This is a genomic window from Reyranella humidisoli (genome assembly GCF_019039055.1).
GTDB classification, from domain to species: Bacteria; Pseudomonadota; Alphaproteobacteria; order Reyranellales; family Reyranellaceae; genus Reyranella; species Reyranella humidisoli.
Genome location: NZ_JAHOPB010000001.1, coordinates 1,057,447 through 1,074,245, shown reverse-complemented (window position 1 = coordinate 1,074,245; position 16,799 = coordinate 1,057,447). Strand labels below are relative to the sequence as shown.

General features: G+C 67.6%; 17 protein-coding genes. 8 read left to right on the top strand and 9 right to left on the bottom strand.

Going from position 1 to position 16,799, the window contains the following annotated elements; translation table 11 throughout:
* The first annotated feature begins 10 nt into the window (after positions 1 to 10).
* Both hslV and hslU read left to right on the top strand, forming a co-directional pair.
* Positions 11 to 574 carry an ATP-dependent protease subunit HslV gene (hslV, locus tag KQ910_RS05235; protein WP_216957416.1) on the top strand — a complete coding sequence of 188 codons (564 nt, stop codon included), beginning with the start codon at positions 11 to 13 and terminating at the stop codon, positions 572 to 574.
* Positions 575 to 581: 7 nt separating this feature from the next.
* Entirely contained in the window at positions 582 to 1,892 is a 1,311-nt protein-coding gene (gene hslU / locus KQ910_RS05230; protein WP_216957415.1) for an ATP-dependent protease ATPase subunit HslU, read from the top strand.
* A 146-nt stretch (positions 1,893 to 2,038) separates the two neighbouring features.
* On the opposite strand, the gene KQ910_RS05225 is transcribed toward hslU, so the two are convergent.
* Complete coding sequence (locus tag KQ910_RS05225; RefSeq protein WP_216957414.1) at positions 2,039 to 2,188, bottom strand: hypothetical protein; 150 nt, start codon at positions 2,186 to 2,188, stop codon at positions 2,039 to 2,041.
* Complete coding sequence (locus KQ910_RS05220; RefSeq protein WP_216957413.1) at positions 2,185 to 3,432, bottom strand: MFS transporter; 1,248 nt, start codon at positions 3,430 to 3,432, stop codon at positions 2,185 to 2,187. Before KQ910_RS05220 ends, KQ910_RS05225 begins: the two co-directional genes overlap by 4 nt.
* A 70-nt stretch (positions 3,433 to 3,502) precedes the next feature.
* Between KQ910_RS05220 and KQ910_RS05215 the strand changes: the two genes are divergently transcribed.
* Positions 3,503 to 5,062, top strand: a complete 1,560-nt coding sequence (locus KQ910_RS05215; RefSeq protein ID WP_216957412.1) for an alpha/beta fold hydrolase — start codon at positions 3,503 to 3,505, stop codon at positions 5,060 to 5,062.
* A 138-nt stretch (positions 5,063 to 5,200) separates the two neighbouring features.
* Complete coding sequence (locus tag KQ910_RS05210) at positions 5,201 to 6,136, top strand: NAD(P)H-dependent flavin oxidoreductase (protein ID WP_216957411.1); 936 nt, start codon at positions 5,201 to 5,203, stop codon at positions 6,134 to 6,136.
* A gap of 7 nt (positions 6,137 to 6,143) precedes the next feature.
* Here the strand turns inward: KQ910_RS05210 and KQ910_RS05205 are convergent, their stop codons facing one another.
* The 3 genes from KQ910_RS05205 to KQ910_RS05195 form a co-directional block, all read right to left on the bottom strand.
* Entirely contained in the window at positions 6,144 to 7,463 is a 1,320-nt protein-coding gene (locus tag KQ910_RS05205) for a TRAP transporter large permease (protein WP_216957410.1), read from the bottom strand.
* On the bottom strand, positions 7,460 to 7,972 hold the full coding sequence (locus KQ910_RS05200) for a TRAP transporter small permease (RefSeq protein ID WP_216957409.1): 513 nt from the start codon (positions 7,970 to 7,972) through the stop codon (positions 7,460 to 7,462). Before KQ910_RS05200 ends, KQ910_RS05205 begins: the two co-directional genes overlap by 4 nt.
* A gap of 83 nt (positions 7,973 to 8,055) precedes the next feature.
* The gene (locus KQ910_RS05195; RefSeq protein WP_216957408.1) at positions 8,056 to 9,045 is read right to left on the bottom strand and encodes a TRAP transporter substrate-binding protein; all 990 of its coding nucleotides are present in this window, start codon (positions 9,043 to 9,045) and stop codon (positions 8,056 to 8,058) included.
* Positions 9,046 to 9,231: 186 nt separating this feature from the next.
* Here KQ910_RS05195 and KQ910_RS05190 point away from each other — a divergent pair, with 186 nt between their 5' ends.
* Positions 9,232 to 10,896 (top strand): SulP family inorganic anion transporter, encoded by a 1,665-nt coding sequence (locus KQ910_RS05190; protein ID WP_216957407.1) that lies wholly within the window; start codon positions 9,232 to 9,234, stop codon positions 10,894 to 10,896.
* A gap of 8 nt (positions 10,897 to 10,904) precedes the next feature.
* Positions 10,905 to 11,765, top strand: coding sequence for an aldose 1-epimerase family protein (locus tag KQ910_RS05185; RefSeq protein WP_216957406.1), 861 nt, complete (start codon positions 10,905 to 10,907; stop codon positions 11,763 to 11,765).
* A 7-nt stretch (positions 11,766 to 11,772) separates the two neighbouring features.
* Here KQ910_RS05185 and KQ910_RS05180 read toward each other — a convergent pair whose 3' ends face one another.
* The 3 genes from KQ910_RS05180 to KQ910_RS05170 all read right to left on the bottom strand — a co-directional run bounded on the left by KQ910_RS05180 (position 11,773) and on the right by KQ910_RS05170 (position 15,166).
* Positions 11,773 to 13,035, bottom strand: a complete 1,263-nt coding sequence (locus KQ910_RS05180; protein WP_216957405.1) for a DUF2147 domain-containing protein — start codon at positions 13,033 to 13,035, stop codon at positions 11,773 to 11,775.
* Positions 13,036 to 13,157: 122 nt separating this feature from the next.
* A complete protein-coding gene (locus tag KQ910_RS05175; RefSeq protein ID WP_229600328.1) occupies positions 13,158 to 14,288 on the bottom strand; it encodes an AraC family transcriptional regulator in 1,131 nt (376 codons plus the stop codon).
* 47 nt (positions 14,289 to 14,335) lie between these two features.
* Complete coding sequence (locus KQ910_RS05170; RefSeq protein WP_216957404.1) at positions 14,336 to 15,166, bottom strand: helix-turn-helix domain-containing protein; 831 nt, start codon at positions 15,164 to 15,166, stop codon at positions 14,336 to 14,338.
* A gap of 109 nt (positions 15,167 to 15,275) precedes the next feature.
* Between KQ910_RS05170 and KQ910_RS05165 the strand changes: the two genes are divergently transcribed.
* Positions 15,276 to 15,695, top strand: coding sequence for a hypothetical protein (locus KQ910_RS05165; RefSeq protein ID WP_216957403.1), 420 nt, complete (start codon positions 15,276 to 15,278; stop codon positions 15,693 to 15,695).
* A gap of 21 nt (positions 15,696 to 15,716) precedes the next feature.
* Entirely contained in the window at positions 15,717 to 16,112 is a 396-nt protein-coding gene (locus KQ910_RS05160) for a PaaI family thioesterase (RefSeq protein ID WP_216957402.1), read from the top strand.
* Here the strand turns inward: KQ910_RS05160 and KQ910_RS05155 are convergent.
* Positions 16,109 to 16,798: a hypothetical protein gene (locus KQ910_RS05155; protein WP_216957401.1), complete on the bottom strand. Its 690-nt coding sequence runs from the start codon at positions 16,796 to 16,798 to the stop codon at positions 16,109 to 16,111. The genes KQ910_RS05160 and KQ910_RS05155 overlap by 4 nt on opposite strands.
* Position 16,799: the final 1 nt, after the last annotated feature.

The window sequence follows — 16,799 nt, the reverse complement described above, 5'->3', positions numbered from 1 at the left end:
TTTAGGGCGCATGTCTTCCGCACAATCAGACAGCTCCCCCGGTCCCGGCTGGCATGCCACGACCATCCTCTCGGTTCGCAAGGACGGCCAGGTCGTCATGGCGGGCGACGGCCAGGTCTCGATGGGCCAGACCATCGTCAAGGGCAACGCCCGGAAGGTCCGCCGGATCGGCAACGGCCAGATCATCGCGGGCTTCGCCGGCGCCACGGCCGACGCCTTCACCCTGTTCGAGCGCCTCGAAGCCAAGCTGGAGCGCCATCCCGGCCAGCTCCTGCGCGCCGCGATCGAACTCGCCAAGGACTGGCGCACCGACCGCTACCTGCGTCGGCTCGAGGCGATGATGGCGGTGGCCGACAAGGACGTGTCGCTGCTGCTGTCGGGAACCGGCGACGTGCTGGAGCCCGAGGGCGGCATCATCGCCATCGGCTCGGGCGGCAACTATGCGCTTTCCGCGGCGCGCGCGCTGATCGACGTGGACGGGCTCGATGCCGAAGCGATCGCGCGCAAGGCGATGAAGATCGCCGGCGACATCTGCGTCTACACCAATCACAACCTCGTCCTCGAGAAGCTCTGACAGTCCCATGAGTAACGACTTTTCCCCGCGCGAGATCGTCTCCGAGCTCGACAAGCACATCATCGGCCAGCAGGAGGCCAAGCGCGCCGTGGCCATCGCGTTGCGCAACCGCTGGCGCCGCCTGCAGCTTTCCGATTCGCTGCGCGACGAGGTGCTGCCCAAGAACATCCTGATGATCGGGCCGACCGGCGTCGGCAAGACCGAGATCGCGCGCCGTCTGGCGAAGCTCACCAACGCGCCGTTCCTCAAGGTCGAGGCGACCAAGTTCACCGAGGTCGGCTATGTCGGCCGCGACGTCGAGCAGATTGCGCGCGACCTGATGGAAGCCGCCATCGAGATGGCGCGCGAGAGCCTGCGCAAGGACGTGAAGGCCAAGGCCGAGCTGGCTGCCGAGGACCGCGTGATCGACGCGCTGTGCGGCGCCAATGCCAGCGAGGAGACGAAGCTGCGTTTCCGCCACAAGCTGCGCGCCGGCGAGCTGGACGACCGCGAGATCGAGATCGAGGTCGCCGATTCCGGCTCGCCCATGCAGTTCGAGGTGCCGGGCCAGCCCGGCGCGTCGGTCGGCATGATCAACATCGGCGACATGCTGGGCAAGGCGTTCGGCGGACGGACGAAAAAGCGCAAGATGACGGTGGCCGAGAGCCACAAGACCTTGATGCGCGAGGAGAGCGACAAGCTGCTCGACCAGGAGCGGGTCGTGCGCGAGGCGCGCGACATGGTCGAGCAGAACGGCATCGTCTTCATCGACGAGATCGACAAGATCACCGCGCGCAGCGAGTACCGCGGCGGTGGCGACGTGAGCCGCGAGGGCGTGCAGCGCGATCTGCTGCCGCTGATCGAGGGCACGACCGTGAACACCAAGCACGGGCCGGTGAAGACCGACCATGTGCTGTTCATCTGCTCCGGTGCCTTCCACCTCGCCAAGCCGTCGGACATGCTGCCGGAGCTGCAGGGCCGCCTGCCCATCCGCGTCAGCCTGGCCTCGCTCAGCCAGGAGGATTTCCGCCGCATCCTGACCGAGCCGGAAGCCAGCCTGGTCAAGCAGTACAAGGCGCTGATGGCTACCGAGAAGGTCGAGCTCGACTTCACGTCGGATGCGATCGACGAGCTGGCGCGCCTGTCTGCCGACATCAATGAGACGGTTGAGAATATCGGCGCGCGCCGGCTGCACACCGTGATGGAGAAGCTGCTGGAGGAAGTCAGCTTCACCGCCTCGGACAAGCCCAACACGAAGATCGAGATCGACGCCGCCTACGTCCGCGCGCATGTGAGCGAACTCGCGAAGAACGCCGACCTGTCGAAGTTCGTTCTGTAGAACCTGAGCGATGACCCCTCCGTCGTCGTAAAACGACGACACCTCCCCCTTTGAAGGGGGAGGAAAGCTATCGCCTGTCAGACCTGCCTCCCCATTCAGATGGGGAGGTGGCCCGCAGGGCCGGCGGGGTCACCTCTTCGGCGTAGCTAAAGGCAGTACGCCGCGATCAGGTCCACGAGATAGGCCGGGCCGTTCAGGCCCCACAGGATGAAGGACACGACCGTCGCGGCCACGACCAGGCTGGCCAGTCCCCACAGCAGCACGGGGCGCCAGCCGATGGTCGTGCCGGGGGTCATGCCGGTTGCGGCATCGCCGCCGGGCGCGACAGCCGCTCCTCGACGATGGGGTAGTGCAGCGCGGCGGAGACCAGGCCGAGCGCGATCGAGATCCACCACATCATGTCGTAGTTGCCCTGCAGGTCGAACAGGCGTCCGCCACCCCAGCCGCCGAAGAAGCTGCCGATCTGGTGGCCCATGAAGACGATGCCGTTCAGCATGGTGACGTGGACCGGCCCGAAGATGTAGCCGACCAGCGAGGTCGTGAGCGGCACGGTGCCCAGCCACAGGAAGCCGAGCGCGGCCGCGAAGATCAGCACCGAGGCGGCCGACAGGGGCGCGATCACGAAGCCCAGGAAGACCAGCGAGCGCAGCAGGTAGAGCGTCGACAGCAGGTTCTTGCGCTTGAAGCGGTTGCCCATCGAGCTCCACAGGATGGCGCCGGCGATATTGAAGAGACCGACCATGCCGATCGCCCAGCCGCCGAGTTCGGCCGGCGAGAGGTTGACGCCGAACAGCGACAGGCCGATCCCCTTGTCGGAGATGTAGGCCGGCAGGTGGCCGCCGACGAAGGCGACGTGGAAGCCGCAGACGAAGTAGCCGATCACCAGCAGCACGAAGCTGCGCTGCGCGAAGGCCTCGGACAGCGCCGCGCCGGTCGTCTGGCTGCCGCCGCTGCCGCGCTTGGAGGCCGCGATCTCCTTGCGGTCGTTGAGGCCGAGCGGCAGGACGATCATGATCAGGGCGAGGATGGTCAGCGCCCACATGGTCGGGCGCCAGTCGCCGAAATAGTTCTGCAGCACGGCCGCCAGCGGCACGATGAAGAACTGGCCGAACGAGCCGCCGGCGGAGCAGATGCCCACGGCCAGTGCCTGCTTGGCCGGTGGGGCCACGCGCAGGATGACGCCGAGCACCGGCCCGAAAGTCGCCGCCGACAGGCCGATGCCGACCAGCAGGTTGCCCAGGATCAGCATGAAGCCGTCGTGCATCGTGGCCGTCACGATCATGCCCAGGACGTAGACGGCACCGCCGCCGGCGATGGTCGGCGCGGAGCCGAAGCGGTCGGCGAGGCGTCCCGAGAAGGGCGCGATGACGCCCATCAGCAGCATCGACAGCGCCGTGCCGAACGAGAAGAGTTCGCGGCCGACGTTGAGTTCGGCGGAGATCGGCTTCAGGAAGATGCCGAAGCTCTGGCGGACGCCGAGGCCGATGGTGAGAACGAGGAAGCCGCACCAGACGGCGGTCCAGTAGGAACGTTGGGTCATGGCCGCAACCTGAGGCGACCGGTCTCCACTGGCAAGATGTTGGGCCACAGTGTTTCCATAGAATTACTTCATGCCGTCACAAGCTGCGATGTGGCAGAACATATCCATGGTGCGACTGCGGTTCCTGTGCGGCTTGGCAGCTTTCCTGCTGGTTCTGGCAGGAAGCGCGGCGGCCGCGCCGCGGCTGGAGCGCGAGCGTTGCGCCTTCAAGCCGCCCAAGGGCGACCGGGTCGAATGCTTCGTCCTGATCGTGCCCGAGAACCGCGAGCAGCCGCAGGGCCGCGAGATCAAGCTGAAGGTCGCCATCCTCAAGGCCAAGCGCACGGCCGGGGTCGAGCCGCTCGTCTATCTGTCCGGCGGCCCCGGCGATGCGCCTCTGGTGGCCTCGGCGCCGGGAGCCGACGCGCTGAGCGAGGGCGACTGGTGGAACGAGACGGCCGCCATTCGCCGCCGCCGCGACGTCGTCATCCTGAGCCAGCGCGGCGCGGGCGGCTCGTCGCCCAACCTCGACTGCTTCGACACCCGAACCTCCGATCCCGCCAAGGCCCGGCGCCGGTCCGTCACCGAGCAGCAGGAGCGCGACATCCTGGTGCGCTGCCGGGCGGGACTGGACCGGCGGAAGATCGACCTCGCCATGTACACGACCCCGGCCCTGGCCGATGACGTGGCCGATCTCGCCGCGGCGCTGGGCCAGAGCAAGATCAACCTCTACGGCGTGTCCTACGGCACGCGCTGGGCGCTCGAAGTGATGCGCCGCCATCCCGACCTGGTGCGGTCGGCGGTGCTGGATGGCGTCTACCCACCCCAGGTCAACGGCGAGCAGAACGAGCCCGAGATCGTGCGCCGCGCCTTCGAGCAACTCTACAAGGACTGCAATGCCGATGCCGTGTGCCGCGAGCGCCAGCCCAACCTGCGCGGCGAGGTCGAGGGCCTGATCACCGGCGCGGAGCGCACGCCGCTCGATCTCTCCATCACCCTGGAGGATGGGCCGCACGCGGTGCGGCTCGACGGCACGCAGGTGCTGATGGTCATGCTCAACATGATGCGCGAGGGCGAGGTGGCGTCGATCCCGGAGATGGTGACGGCGGCCCGCAAGGGCGACATGCGGCTGCTCAAGCTCTACGCCGAGGATCTCGAGACCAACGACGGCGGCCTGATGGAGCAGAACGCCCAGCAGTTCGACGGGCTCTACAACAGCATCGAATGCCGCGAGACCTGGCCGATGGTCGACCGCGCCGCGCGGCGCAGGGCGATCGAGAACAACGGCATCTATGGGCTCAATGCTAAAGCGAGCAAGTCGCCGACCTTCTGTCCGGTGTGGCGGGTCGCGGCCGCGCCGGCGGCGGAACGCCAGCCGGTGAAGTCCGAGGTGCCGACCCTGCTGCTGAGCGGCGGCTACGACTGGCTGACCCCGCCCGCGTGGGCGCGGGAAGCCGCCAGGACACTATCCGCCTCGCGTAACGTCGTCTTCCGCGCCCAAGGCCATGGCGTCGTCGTGCAGGATGCCTGTGCCGCCCGCCTGCGCGACGTCTTCATCGAGGACCCCAATCCCAAGCGCGCGCTGCCCTGCCGTCCCGACACGGCGCCGAACTTCACCGCCGCCTGGGAACGCGCGCGCAACATGCCGTGATCCGAGTGAAGCGAAGGATCCCTCACTGCGTTCGGGATGACACTGCTGTTTCGATGGACGCAGCGTGCCGATGCGGAAAACGGTGTCATCCCGAACGCAGTGAGGGATCCTTGAAGTGGTCCAAAGGGAGATGACTCAATGAACCGCGTACTGGCCCATACGGGCGTCCAATATCCGATCGTGCAGGCGCCGATGGGCTACATCGCGCGCAGCCAGCTCGCTTCGGCAGTGTCCAATGCCGGCGGCCTCGGCATCATCGAGACGTCGAGCGGCGAAGTCGATGCCTGCCTGGCCGAGATCGCGAAGATGAAGACGCTGACCGACAAGCCGTTCGGCGTGAACCTGCCGCTGCTTTTCATCCGCGAGCCGCGGGTCGTCGACCTGGTGGCGAAGTCCGGCGTGAAGTTCGTCACCACCTCGGCGGGCTCGCCGGCCAAGCTGCTGCCGACGCTCAAGGCGGCGGGGCTCATCGTCTATCACGTGGTGCCCAATCTCTCCTCGGCGCTGAAGGCGGTCGAGGCGGGCGTGGACGGGCTGGTCGTGGAGGGCGGCGAGGGCGGCGGCTTCAAGAACCCGGACGACGTCTCGACCCTGGTGCTGCTGCAGGCGGTGCGGGAGAGGACGGACGTGCCTCTGATCGCAGCCGGGGGCATCTGCGACGGGCGCGGCATGGCGGCGGCGTTCGCACTCGGCGCCGAGGCCATCCAGATGGGCACGCGCTTCGTGAGTTCGGCCGAGAGTCCGGTGCACCACAATTACAAGCAGGCGATCGTGGACGCCGACGATACCGGCACGGTGATGCTGAACCGCAAGTCAACGCCCTGCGTGCGGGCGCTCAAGACGGAACGGACCGCGGAGATCGAACGCGAGGGATCGTTCGACCGCTCGGTCTTCGGTTCGGTGAAGGACGTCTATTTCGGTGGCGACATGGAGGCCTCGCTGGCGCTGGCCGGCCAAACGGTCGGCCTGATCCACGAGGTTCTTCCGGTGGCCGAGATCATCCGGACCACCGTGGAGGGCTTCCACGCCATCCGCCGCCAGCAGGGCGAAAGGTCCCTGGCCGGCGGTTTCTGAGTCCGTCCTACTTCAGCAGTTCCGGCGCGATGAGCCGGGGCAGGAAGAGGGCGATGTCAGGCCATACGATCATCGCCGCCAGCACCACGATCATCGGCACCAGCATGATGAGCGTGTCCTTCAGCGCATAGCGCAGCGGCACGCCCGCGACGGCGCAGGAGATCATGAGGCAGAGCCCGTAGGGCGGGGTCACCAGGCCGAAGGCCAGCGACACGATCGACACGATCGCGAAGTGGACCGGGTCCATGCTCACCGACTTGGCGAGCGGCTCCAGCACCGTGCCGACGATGATGATCGCCGGGATGGCGTCGAGGAAGCAGCCTACGACCAGGAACACGAAGGCGATGAAGAAGCCGACACCGATCGGACCCATGCCCCAGGTCGCGACATTGGCCAGAAGTTCCTGCGGGATCTTGTAGTAGGCCAGCAGCCAGCCGAAGGCCGAGGCGGTGCCGATGCAGAACAGCGCCACCGAGGCGAGCTTGCCGGTATCGACCAGCGCCTTGTAGAGCTCCTTCGCCCCCATCTCGCGATAGACCACGATCGACAGGACGGCCGAATAGAGCACGGCCACGCAGGCCGATTCGGTTGCGGTGAACCAGCCCGCCAGGATGCCGCCGACGATGATCACGGGCGTCATCAGCGCGGGGATGGCGACCCAGATCGAGCAGAGGAGCTGGCGGAAGGTTCCCCGCGGATAGGTCGGATAGCCGCGCTTCACGGCATAGACATGCACCGTGGCCATCTGGGCGCCCGCGATCAGCAGGCCCGGGACCACTCCGGCGAGATAGAGCGCGCCGATCGAGGTCGAGATCAGGCCTCCCCACACGATCATCAGGATCGAGGGCGGGATGACGACCGCGAGTACGGCGGAGACCGCGGTGATGGCGACGGAGAAGGAGAGATCGTAACCCTCCCGCGTCTGGGCATCGATGAAGATCTTGCTCTGGCTGGCGGCGTCGGCGGTCGAGGAGCCCGAGATACCGGCGAAGAAGACCGACAGCACGACGTTGATCTGGGCCAGCGAGCCTGGGAAGCTGCCGACGATGGCACGCGACAGCGCCACCAGCCGATCGGTGATACCGCCCACGCTCATCAGGTTCGCCGTCAGCAGGAAGAACGGCACGGCGAGCAGGATGAAGGAGTTGTAGGCATTGAAGGTTTCCTGCGCGAGCATCATCGTGCCCAGTCGCGGCTCGAGATAGAACAGTGGCAGGCAGGCCAGTCCGAGCGCGAAGGCCACCGGCACGCGCAGTACCAGCAGCACGAAGAAGCAGCCGAACAGGATCGAGGCTGCCTCGCCGGCGGAGAAGAGCGCGCCGGTCATGTCGGGCTCCAGCCGAAGAGGATGCGGAATTCGTCGTAGAACTGCTCGCCCAGGAAGATGATCCAGGTGACGGCCGCGACGGGCCAGGCGATGTGGATCATCCAGAGCGGCAGGTCGGCCAGCTCGGAAGTGCGATACCAGGCAAATCGCGTGAACTCGATGCCGCCCACCACGAAGACCAGGGCGAAAGCGAGGATGCCGAGCCGGGAGGCGATGCGGACCGCGGCCTCGCCGCGTCGCGGGAGGGCGGGCCACACGTCGACCTCGAAGTGCGAGGCCTCGCGCACGCCGATCATGGCGCCAATCATGATCATCCAGATGAACAGGAAGCGCGCCATTTCCTCCGTCCAGATGTAGGCCGGGATCAGCGCGGTGTAGCGCGAGATCATCTGCAGCGTGACCGGGATGACGATGATGGCGACGGAGAAGGCGAGGAGGCCGGTCAGGAACCGGGCATAGGCAGCCGTGAACCGGCGCCAGGGGCCGGGCGTCGAGGCAGGGGAGGGCATTGGGGAACCGTTGTCTGGGAACGCATCCGGCTGGGCGGCCGGAAAAAAGCGCAGCGGAGCCCGGGCCCCGCTGCGCGCACGGGTCAGTTGGTGGCGACGATCTGCGTGAAGATGCCGTCGGCGCCGATCTCCTTGGCGTAGGCCGCCATGACCGGATCGACCAGCTTCTTCATCTCGGCGCGATCCTTGAACGGGATGCGCTTCAGCTTGCCGGCCTTTTCCAGCGCGACGAGCTTCTGCTCGTCCTCCGAACTCTCGACCTTGCGGCCATAGGCGCCGGCTTCCTTGCCCGCCTTGACGACCGCGTCCTGCAGGTCCTTCGGCAGCGACTTGAAGGTCTTGCCCGAGAAGCAGACCGGCCGGATGGTGATGGCGTGCTCGGTCATCGCGAGGTTGGGCGCCACTTCGTAGAACTTCATCGATTCGACGCCGGCGGCCTCGTTCTCGCCGGCCGAGATGACGTTGTTCTGGATGGCGTTGTAGACCTCGTTGTAGGCGATCACGGTCGGCGACATGCCGGCCGCCGCGAAGGTCTTGGACCAGATCGGCGCACCTTGCACGCGGACCTTGAGGCCCTTGATCTCGGCGAGGTTGCTCACCGGCTTGTTCACGAAGATGTTGCGCACGCCGCCGCCGGCATATCCGACCAGCATCACGTCGGCCTTCTGCGCGATCTCGGCCGCCACAGGCTTCAGAAGATCCAGTTCTAGCACCTTGTTCCATTGCGCGAGGTCGCGGAACAGGAACGGTGCGTCGATGAATGGCGCGGCCTTCGAGAAGGTCGACATGTGGGCCGGCGAGACGATGGCGTAGTCCACCGCCTTGCCCTGCGCCATGTACTCGAAATACTGCTTCTCGAGCCCCAGCGACGAATTGCGGTGGAGCACGAAGTTGATCGGCTTGCCGTAATACTGCTTCACCAGCTCTTCGAACTTCAGCAGCGTCTTGTTGAAGGCGTGGTCGTCGTTGAACTGGACGGCGCCGTTCAGCGTCAGCGGCGCCTGCGCGTTCAGGACGAACGGCGCCGCGAGAGTCGAGGCGGCCATGCCGCCGATCAGCAGTCTGCGTCTCATATCGTATCCTCCGGAGGCCTGTTGTGGTTCTGCAACCGCGGCCCTGCGCGGACTATGAAGGGAAATCGCGCGAGAGGCGACAGAGTTGTCAGACAACATGCCGGTGACGGATTCCGGCCCGGAACTTGCGGCGGGTTGTGTTCGCCGCGGTTATTCGTTACTATAATAACACAAATATTTAGTAAAATGTCGACCGGTATTCCTTCCCCGCGCCTTTCCGCGAGTTTCGATGGACCCTTTGTCCCGAAGCTCGTTTCGGTGCTGCGCGAGGGCTACGGGTTGGCATCCCTGCGGGCCGATGCGGTCGCCGGGCTCACCGTGGCGATCGTGGCCTTGCCGCTCTCCATGGCGATCGCCATCGCCTCGGGGACGACACCCGAGCGCGGGCTCTTCACGGCGATCGTCGGCGGCTTCCTGATCTCGGCGCTGGGCGGCAGCCGCTTCCAGGTCGGTGGTCCGGCGGGCGCCTTCATCGTGCTGGTCGCCGCGACTGTCGCGCGCCACGGGATCGAGGGGATGCTGCTGGCCACGCTGATGGCTGGCGTATTCCTGGTGGCGGCCGGCGCGCTCCGGCTCGGCACCTTCGTCAAGTTCATCCCCTATCCGGTCACGGTCGGGTTCACGACCGGCATTGCCGTCATCATCTTCGCCAGCCAGATCAAGGACCTGTTCGGCCTCACCCTGCAGGGCAGGGAGCCGGGAGAGTTCGCCGCCAAGCTGGAAGTGCTGGCGGGCGCGGCCGGCACGGTGAACGCGGCCGCCGTCGCCCTGGCCGTCGTGACCATCGGCATTATTCTCGGCCTCCGGAAGCTGCGGCCGCACTGGCCGGGCATGCTGGTGGCCGTGGTGGCCACCTCGGTCGCGACCTTTGCGCTGGGCCTGCCGATCGAGACGATCGGCAGCCGTTTCGGCGGGATCCCGTCCATGCTGCCCGCGCCCAGCCTGCCCGACATGTCGTTGGCGAAGATGCTGGCCGTGCTGCCGGATGCGCTCTCCTTCGCGCTGCTGGGCGCCATCGAGTCGCTGCTGTCCGCGGTGGTGGCCGACGGCATGACGGGGCGCCGCCATCGCTCTAACTGCGAGCTGGTGGCCCAGGGCGTGGCGAATATCGCTTCGGCGCTGTTCGGCGGCATCTGCGCCACCGGCACGATCGCCCGCACCGCCACCAACGTGCGCGCCGGGGCGCGCGGACCGGTCGCCGGCATGCTCCACTCGGTGTTCCTGCTGGGGTTCATGCTGCTGGCCGCGCCGCTCGCCGCCTACATCCCGCTGGCGGCCCTCGCCGGCGTGCTGGCGGTGGTCGCCTGGAACATGGCCGAGAAGCATGAATTCATGACCCTGCTGCGCTCCTCGCGCGGCGATGCGGTCGTGCTGCTGTCGACCTTCCTTCTCACCGTGTTCCGCGACCTGATGGAAGGCATCGTGGTCGGCACCGCCCTGGGCGTCATCCTGCTCATCCAGCGCCTGACCGCCACGGCCGGCATCGTGGCGCAACCGGCCCGCGCGCCCTTTGCCGCCGATCTCGTCACCGATCCGCGGGTGATCGTCTACCGCCTGTCCGGCGCCTTCTTCTTCGGCACGGCCTCGACCGTGGGCGCCGTGCTCGACAACATCGCCGACCAGCACAAGGCCTTCGTCATCGACTTCAGTGCCGTGCCCTTCGTCGATTCGACCGCGGCCAACGTCATCGCGGGCGCAGGCCGCAAGGCGGCGCGGCATGGCGTCAGGGTCTACGTCACGGGCGCCACGCCGTCGGTCCGCCACGCGCTGCTGCGGGCCGGTGCCGGACGGCCGCAGGTCCGCTACCTGCCGTCGATCGACGATGCCGTCCGCGAGGCGCATCTGCTGTAGAATGGCGCATGGCCGCCACCGTCTCGATCTGCACCTCTGCGCTCGGCGCTGAAATTTCCGCGACCGGTGCCGAACTGGTGCGTCTGCGGGATCGCACTGGCGCCGATCTCCTGTGGGACGGCGATCCCGCCTTCTGGACCGGCCGCTCGCCGTTGCTGTTTCCCATGGTCGGCCGCGCTCGCGGCGACCGCATCACGGTCGCGGGGCGGTCCTACGACATGGGCCAGCACGGTTTCGCCCGCACCTCGACTTTCGCGCTGGTGCGGTCCGACGCGGCCTCGTGTACCTGGCGACTCGACGCGAGCGAGGCGACGCGGCAGCGCTATCCGTTCGCGTTCCGTCTCGATGTCACCTACCGGATCGACGACGCGACGCTGCATATGGAAGCCGAGGTCACGAACACCGACGCGGTCGTCATGCCAGCCTCGTTCGGCTTCCATCCGGCGCTGCGCTGGCCCTTGCCCTACGGCAAGCCGCGCTCGGAGCACGAGATCGTCTTCGAACGCGCCGAGCCCGCGCCGATCCGCCGACCGGTCGATGGGCTGTTGAGCGCGGCGCAGTTTCCGACGCCGGTGCGCGATGGCCATCTCCTGCTGAACGACGGTCTGTTCGAGGATGGCGCGCTGATCTTCGACACGCTGGCCAGCCGCAGCGTCGTCTACGGCGAGGCGATCCGCGTCGACTTTCCGCGCATGCCCCATCTCGGCATCTGGACCAAGCCCGGCGCCGGCTACGTCTGCATCGAGCCTTGGCAGGGCTATGCCAGTCCCGAGGGGTTCGACGGCGACTTCGCCGACAAGCCCGGCATGGTCCCGGTCGCGCCGGGTGCGACCGAGACCTTTGCAATGTCGATCAGCGTCGAGCGCTGATCCGGGTTCAGTGCAGCGCCGCGGCCAGCGCGGCCGCGCTCCGCCACACCTGCTTCTGGCAGATGAACAGCACGCAGCCTTCGATCGTCAGCGTATCGGCGCCCATCCGACGCAGCGTCGCGCGATAGGTCTGGCCGTCCTCGGGATTGTAGATCCGGCCCTCCCAGCCGCCGTTCGCCGTGCGCGCGAATCCCGACAGGATGGACAGACCGACGAGCGGTCGCGTGCGCAGGGATGTGTCGGAGTTCTGTGTGTCGAGGCGCGGCCGGCCCCTGTCGTCGACGCTGTCCCATAGCCAGCGGACGGTGCCGCAAAGGCCCGGTTCTCCGTTGCAGGGCGTAATCTCTACGACAGCCGCCGCGCCGGGCGTCATCCAGCGCCCGGCCGGGCCCGAGTCGGCTCGGACCGGGTCGGCGGCCAGAAGAAACAGGGACCCTGCCACGATGCCCATGATCGTGCGTGTGAGCGCATGAACCGACGTGGACGTTGTCGGGCCGGCCGTGGCGGCCGAAGCGATCGCCTCGAACTTCCGCCGGTAGTCGGGATGCTCGGTTCCCATCAGCTTGTCCCACCAGCGGAAGTAGAGCCCGTAATTGTAGCGGCCGGCTTCGTGGTGCAGGTCGTGATGGGTCGTGGTGTTGTTCCAGCCCAGCCACTGGCCGGGACCGAATACGGCGCCGTGAACCTCGGCGCCGGCGTGCCCCATGACGTTGCGCAGGATCTGCACGATGCCGAAGGCCAGCAGGCCGAGCCCGTGCATCGGAACGACGAGCAGGAAGAGCGGGACGAAGGCGCCGTGCACCACGGCCTCGGGGATGGCGAACGAATAGGCAGCCCATGGCGTCGGCGTCCGCGACAGGTGATGCGTGCGATGGAACAGCGCGAACAGGCGGCGGTGGTGCATGGCGCGGTGGGCCCAGTAGAAATAAGCGTCGTGGGCCACCAGCATCAGGGCGAGTGACAGGAAGAGGTAGAGCGGTCCGGCCTGGCGGAAGTTCTTGTAGATCGTGATCCAGCCCTGGTGGTCGCCCACCGCCACGATCGCCCCCAGCAGGGAGAAGATGAAGGCCGTGCGCAGCGACGCCAGGAATTCGCGCCGCCGCTGGCCGCGGACGGGGTCGCGGGGCTGCAGCTTGCGGCGGCCCAGCCCGGCTCGCCAGAACAGGGCGAGGATCGAGGCCATCAGCGTGGCCGCCACGAGGTAGCGGGCGGTGTCCATGACCCAGACCGTGGGCCAGGCCGACAGGTAGACATGCAAGAGTTCGTTCATCGGACGCCCCTCCAACGGGCGTGCCCGATGCCTAGGCGGACGCGGCGGAGGGATCGCGCCGAAGGTGAAAATCGGCGATCTGCGGTGAAAAACGGCTCGCCGATTCCGGAATCGGCAGGAAATCAGGCGCCGTTGCGGCCTTCGGCAGCCTTTCTGTACTCGGTCGGCGTCATGCCGGTATCGGCCTTGAAGGCCCGGTTGAAGGGGCCGAGCGACTGGAAGCCGGAATCGAGGGCGATGGTCAAAATCGGAACCTCGGCCTGGCCGGGATCGGCCAGGGCCTGCTTGGCATCGGCCAGGCGGTGGCGGTTCAGGTACTCGTTGAAGTTCCGGTAGCCCAGCCCGCGGTTGATGGCGCGCCGCAGCCGGTACTCCGGCAGGCCGAGCCGGCCGGCCAGGACGCCGATGGTGAGACCCTCCTGCCGGTAGAGCCTGTCCACCGCCATCAGGCGGTCGAGCGTGGCGAGAAGGGCCGGATCGGCGGGTTCGTCCTCCGGTGCCACTGTACCGAGCGGTGGGCGCGCGGGCTGGAGGGTGGGCGACACGGCGTCGGCGGCCGGCCCGACCGGAGTCGGTCCAAGGACGGAATCGAGGTCCGCCTGCAGGAGGAGCATGGCGATGATGGCGGCGATCGCGACCAACGCGCCCGAGTTCAGCAGGTGCAAGCTCATCGGAACCTGGTCGGTGCCGATGACGAGTTCGGCCGTGACGGTGGCGGCGATATGCAGCGCCACGGCGATCAGGATGAACAGGCGCAGGCGCCGCCGGCCTTCCACAAGATCGCTACCCCAGTCCCGCACCGTTTGTGCCAGCGCCAGCAACGCCAGCAGGATCACCGCGCCGCGTACGAGCACACCCACCAGCCAATGCGAGGTAAAGCCCGCACCCAGGAGATGGGCCAGCGGCCAGACGACCAGGCCCATCCAGACCAGCGCATGCCAGGGCCTCAGCCGGAAGGAATCGTCGAACATCGCCTGGGCGAACAGCCAGAAGATGGCGGCGTTGCCGGTGCAGAGCATCAGGACGGGGGCGAACCAGACGGGCGGATCGTGCGGTCCCGGCGACGAGCAGACCGCGTAGGCGGCGGCTCCCACGGCCAGGAGGGCGCCGAGCCAGGCGGCCGGCCGGCCCCGGGCCTGCCGCAGGGTTGCCGCCGCGACGATCAGGAGCAGCGCAATGCCCGCGCCTCGCAGCGCGATGTCGAGCGTAACGAGGATGCCGGGGCCGCCCATGGTCGGCAACGTGCTTAGCATTTCGGCGCGGTTGCGCCATCCGCCCCGCCCGGCTGGCAGGCCGGCTCTCAGCGTTTGGCCGCCAGGCTCCGGAACAGCGCGTCGCTGCGGTCGTCGGCGGGGAAGAAGCTTTCGACCCGGACTTCCTGGAGGGTGATGTCCTGCGGCGTGCCGAGCGTGGCGATGGTGGTGAACACCGACAGGGCCTTGCCGCCCACCAGGTAGTCGACCGTCAGCATCGGGGCCGGCCGCTCCTCGAAGCGGAGCTTGCGGAACGAGGCCGGCACGTCGGGATAGGCCATGATCTCCTCGATGAAAGCCAGCGCCCTGGGCTCGCCGCCGGCCGCCAGGATTTCGGCGTAGGTCGTCGACACGAGATAGCGCGCGACCTCTTCCCAGTTGGAGATCTTGGAGCGCAAGGCAGAGGGATCGAGAATCCAGCGCAGCAGGTTCGGGCCCTTGCCCGGCGGCGGCGCGGGCGGCATGCCCTCGAACAGGAACAGGGTGAAGGCGTTGGCTGCCTCGTTGGCTTGCAGCAGGTTCCACAGCCGGTCGATCACGACCGCGGGATAGGGCTCCTGCTGCCTCAGCATGAAATCGATAGCCCGGCGCACCGGCGCGAGTTCGGGCGCGGCGAGGTTGCTCTCGCGATAGGCCGGCGCGAAGCCCGCTGCCAGCAGCATCTCGTTGCGCTGGCGCAGCGGCACATCGAGTGCGGTCGAGAGCTGCACCACCATCTCGCGGCTGGGACGCGCGCGGCCCGATTCGAGAAAGCTGACATGGCGCTGCGACACGCCCGACTGAAGGGCGAGTGAGAGCTGGCTGGCGCCGCGACGACGGCGCCACGAGCGCAGCATGGGCCCGAACATGTCGGGCGGGGACGAGGAGGCGATGCTCATGGGTCGGACCCTAGCATCGCGGCGACGGTGCGCCGATTACCTGTCCGGTAATTGAGGAAGGGTCGGCGCGATGCGATTTCCAAGGCGTCCGCAACACAAGGAGGACGACATGAACGCTTCATCCGATCGCCTGCTTCGCCGCACTCTCTGGGCCAACGCCATCCTGTCGGTGGGCTCGGGCGCAATTCTGGCGGCCCTGGCCACCCCCTTCGCGTCGATGGCCACCCACGCGCCCGTGCAGGTGCTGGGGCTCGATCTCGCCATCGTTCTGGAACTGCTCGGCCTCGGCTTCGTGGCCTTCGGCGCGGTGTGCGGCTGGATCGCCTCGCGCACCGACATGCCGCTCGGCTGGGCGCGGGCGATCTTCGTCCTCGACGCTTCCTGGGTGGCGATCAGCGCCGTGCTGCTGATGCTGCCGGCCTCGTGGACCCTGGCGGGGATCGCGGGCATCGTGGTCGTCGCGCTGATCGTGGCCGATCTCGCGATCCTCGAGTATCTCGGCCTGCGCCGGATCAGCACCGCCAACTAGACGCCGAAGAGAGGAACGACCATGGACAAGCTTCAGCTCCTGAACGACATCAAACTGCCATTCGCCGAGGTCCTGGGGCTGAAGTTCACGGCCGCGAGCGAGATGGGCGTGACGGCCGAGATGGTCGTCCGCCCCGAACTCTGCACGCGGCCCGCCATCCTGCATGGCGGCGCCGTCATGGCCTTTGCCGACACGCTGGGCGCCGCCGCCACCGTGCTGAACCTGCCCGAGGGCAAGGGCACCACGACGATCGAGAGCAAGACCAACTTCGTGGGGCCGGCGCCGGTCGGCACCACGGTGATCGGCGAGACCACGCCGGTGCATCGCGGCCGCCGCACCATGGTCTGGACGACGCGCATCACCACCGCCGAAGGCAAGCTCGTGGCGGTGGTGACGCAGACGCAGATGGTGCTCTAGGCTTTTTCCAGCCGGTATCGCTCGGTCGCGGGTATCAACGTCAGGTTCGCCAGGATCCTGTGCTGCGGATCGGTGCTGGCGGCGAGCTTCGGCTGTAGCGTCAGCAGCGCCTTGCCGAACAGGGTCTCGTCCCACAGCCAGGCCTTGCGCATCTTCGGCGTGCCTGGATCGGGAAAGGCCGACGCCGCTTCGAGGTAATAGGCCCGAAGATCGTCGATGGCTTCCTTGAGCGCTTGCGCAGGGGGCAGCTCGCCGTCCAATGCCGACGCGAGCAGCGCGCCCGCGGCTGGCATGTCGAGGCCGGAGACGCCGACGGTCGTGCGACCGGTCTTCGCGATGGCCTGGTCGTGCCAGGTCGCCAAACGGTCGATCTCGGCCACCAGGGTGTCGACGGCGGTCGGGGCGAGGTTGATGGGGCAGGCCCAGCCTGTGAAGTCGGCCTCCTCGGCGACGTCCTCGGGATAGTCGGCGATCAACGGCCCGTCGGTGCGCTCGAGCAGCTCTGCCGTCGCGCGCAGCACGCGGCGCTGGAAGTCGGCATCGTCCGGGATGCCGAGCGGCCGGCCCAGCTCGAAGGTGACCCAGAGGGCCCGGGGCGGCCGGATCGTTTCGGTGTGCTCACGCACCAGGCTGATGCTGGCGGTCGCAATGCCCTGACGCTCGAGGAAGTGGCCCAGCGCGCCCACG

What these genes read in the sequence shown, in the direction of transcription:
- hslV (WP_216957416.1), top strand. Translation starts at nt 11, where the DNA reads ATGTCTTCCGCACAATCAGACAGCTCCCCCGGTCCCGGCTGGCATGCC.
- hslU (WP_216957415.1), top strand. Translation starts at nt 582, where the DNA reads ATGAGTAACGACTTTTCCCCGCGCGAGATCGTCTCCGAGCTCGACAAG.
- KQ910_RS05225 (WP_216957414.1), bottom strand. Translation starts at nt 2,188, where the DNA reads ATGACCCCCGGCACGACCATCGGCTGGCGCCCCGTGCTGCTGTGGGGA.
- KQ910_RS05220 (WP_216957413.1), bottom strand. Translation starts at nt 3,432, where the DNA reads ATGACCCAACGTTCCTACTGGACCGCCGTCTGGTGCGGCTTCCTCGTT.
- KQ910_RS05215 (WP_216957412.1), top strand. Translation starts at nt 3,503, where the DNA reads ATGCCGTCACAAGCTGCGATGTGGCAGAACATATCCATGGTGCGACTG.
- KQ910_RS05210 (WP_216957411.1), top strand. Translation starts at nt 5,201, where the DNA reads ATGAACCGCGTACTGGCCCATACGGGCGTCCAATATCCGATCGTGCAG.
- KQ910_RS05205 (WP_216957410.1), bottom strand. Translation starts at nt 7,463, where the DNA reads ATGACCGGCGCGCTCTTCTCCGCCGGCGAGGCAGCCTCGATCCTGTTC.
- KQ910_RS05200 (WP_216957409.1), bottom strand. Translation starts at nt 7,972, where the DNA reads ATGCCCTCCCCTGCCTCGACGCCCGGCCCCTGGCGCCGGTTCACGGCT.
- KQ910_RS05195 (WP_216957408.1), bottom strand. Translation starts at nt 9,045, where the DNA reads ATGAGACGCAGACTGCTGATCGGCGGCATGGCCGCCTCGACTCTCGCG.
- KQ910_RS05190 (WP_216957407.1), top strand. Translation starts at nt 9,232, where the DNA reads ATGTCGACCGGTATTCCTTCCCCGCGCCTTTCCGCGAGTTTCGATGGA.
- KQ910_RS05185 (WP_216957406.1), top strand. Translation starts at nt 10,905, where the DNA reads ATGGCCGCCACCGTCTCGATCTGCACCTCTGCGCTCGGCGCTGAAATT.
- KQ910_RS05180 (WP_216957405.1), bottom strand. Translation starts at nt 13,035, where the DNA reads ATGAACGAACTCTTGCATGTCTACCTGTCGGCCTGGCCCACGGTCTGG.
- KQ910_RS05175 (WP_229600328.1), bottom strand. Translation starts at nt 14,288, where the DNA reads ATGCTAAGCACGTTGCCGACCATGGGCGGCCCCGGCATCCTCGTTACG.
- KQ910_RS05170 (WP_216957404.1), bottom strand. Translation starts at nt 15,166, where the DNA reads ATGAGCATCGCCTCCTCGTCCCCGCCCGACATGTTCGGGCCCATGCTG.
- KQ910_RS05165 (WP_216957403.1), top strand. Translation starts at nt 15,276, where the DNA reads ATGAACGCTTCATCCGATCGCCTGCTTCGCCGCACTCTCTGGGCCAAC.
- KQ910_RS05160 (WP_216957402.1), top strand. Translation starts at nt 15,717, where the DNA reads ATGGACAAGCTTCAGCTCCTGAACGACATCAAACTGCCATTCGCCGAG.